This is a genomic window from Paraglaciecola sp., assembly GCF_051252315.1.
Classification (GTDB): Bacteria; Pseudomonadota; Gammaproteobacteria; order Enterobacterales; family Alteromonadaceae; genus Paraglaciecola.
On record NZ_JBPOFP010000249.1, the window covers coordinates 1 to 2,204 of the forward strand.

Annotated in this window: 1 protein-coding gene; it reads right to left on the bottom strand. The window is 34.3% G+C overall.

Annotation, left to right across the window (positions count from 1 at the left end; translation table 11 throughout):
• Nucleotides 1–104: 104 nt before the first annotated feature.
• Nucleotides 105–2,204, bottom strand: a 2,100-nt coding sequence (locus tag ACSHXM_RS21715; RefSeq protein ID WP_435692506.1) for an insulinase family protein, incomplete at its 5' end; no start/stop codon positions are given.

Genomic DNA, 2,204 nt, shown 5'->3' on the forward strand with positions numbered 1-2,204 from the left:
AGACAAGTCTATATACGCAATTTTATAATAAGTTATACCAAAGATAATGCCCTTAAAAATATTCTTCTAGCGGTGTAAAATATGACTCTTAATTTGGCGCTTTATTATTTCACTTTTTCTAACTCATCATGATGAAAGGATTCGATATCATTTATAATATGCCCTCCACTTGGTTGAATGTACGGTTTATCTGTAAAGTTAGCCCCTCTAAGTTGCACTAATAGACGACCAAATTTTTGTCCAGTTTCAATTTTTTTGTAAAGCCCAATGACGTCTTTCAACGTCACATTTTCAACTTGGAAAATGAGTTTGTCTTCGCTATCAAATAAATGATTTTGTAATCGCCAATCTGCAAGGTATTGAGAATGCTCTTCAGCTAAGTTTTTAGCAGGTTGTTTTATCCTAGTAAGCAAACTGTTTTTATAGGCACTAAACTCTGCCTCAGAATAATCATTCAACAAATTCGAAAAATCACCTCGGAAGGCCAGTATTCGTTCTTGTATATCAGCCAACCCTTTTGCTGGTGACTGAATATAATAGCCGAGTAATAATTGTTCCTTTATTCGTTGACTAAAAAAGCCAACGGTATAAGCCAATTGCTCCTCTGTTCTAATCTGCTTAAACAATGCTGGGTTAATTATTTCATTTAACACATGGGCGACTGCTAAATCTTTTACCGTTAGTGGAGCCATATAAGTATCGGCAAAAGCCACATCATCAATACTTACGTCTTCTTGCCATGTATATATTTCACCCGCTGAGGCCTTAAGCTCTGGTGAAAGATAAAATTCAGAAACTTGGCGATCTTCTGGCAACACCTTAAGAACCAAGTCTCCCATATCTTTAACTTGTTCGGCAGTATAATTTCCAAAGGCAAATATTTGTAGATTGGCCTGTTTTAACAACTCGTTTTTAAATGTAATTACCTGCTGTGGAGTTATGCCTTCAAGTTCATTTAAGATAGCTTGGTCACTAAAGTTGTCTAGATTAAGTACTTGGCGAAATTTTGGAAATAACTGCTCCAATAAAATATGGTTTTTGCTACTGCGTATATCAGATTCAAAGCTTGCAATATTATTGAGTAAATTACTTTGTGTAATCGTCAACTGACTAATTGTCGTTAAGGTTCGTTCTAATAATTCTGATTGTTTATGACTAAAACCACTGATTATTATGGAAAAGCCATTCGAAACATCAATATCGACATTCATTCCGGCAGTAATGGCCTCTGACTGTAATTCAGTCATTTTTTGGTTTAAAGTTTTACTTAATACATTGGCAAGTACAAAGTTTTTAGCGGATTGCTGAGTTAAACCAGTATTTAACTCAATGTTAATTTTACCTTTAGGTTGTTCAAACAATCTAGAGTGACCTAAATGAGATGTATAGCCTAATTGATTAACAAGTTGTTTAGGTTTACCAATATGTACTGCTGGTACTAAATCAAAATGACTTGGCATCAACTTGTTTTCTCTTGGTAAAAATAACGAAAACTCATCACCTAAAGTTGACCAATCTTGTCTTTGTTTATTAGAAATATTAGACACTGAATACATACCAACAAAGTGTTCCATAGCTTGTTCAGCGGGCTGTTCTTTATCAATATAAAATATACGGGCGTTATCTAAGGTAAGTTGATCTAACACTTGCTGAATCGCATTTGAATTAAATTGCTGGTAGGTGTACTCATGACTCAACACATATTCAACTGGGACCTTTTGCAAATTAGCCGCAATCTGCATGGCATACTCAAAATCATTACTTTGCTCTTTAAACCTAAAGATATTTTTTAGTGATTGTTTAATTTCTTTAAAGTATTTTTCATTTACACCATGTTCTTTTAGTAAGTTTATGTACTTAAGAGCGGCAGCCATCACCTTATCTCGATTGTTTACGCCATCTTCTGTTAGGTCTATGTATAAAGTTAAATCACCATGATCACCGTACATAGATGCATTAAAATCAGCATACACTGCTTCACTTAACCCAGCGTCACGTAAAACTGATGCTAAAGAGCCCGGCATTTCATTCGCTAATAAATAATTGACATAACCATTTGGTTTGACCGCAAACTGATCAGTATTATTTTCAATGACAAACTTCAGTTGAATTTGCTTCATGTCAGTTCGCGGAATGTAATGGATAATTTTACTTAAGGAGTTTGAAACAACATTTGGCAATTTAGGTAATACGGTGTTTTTATT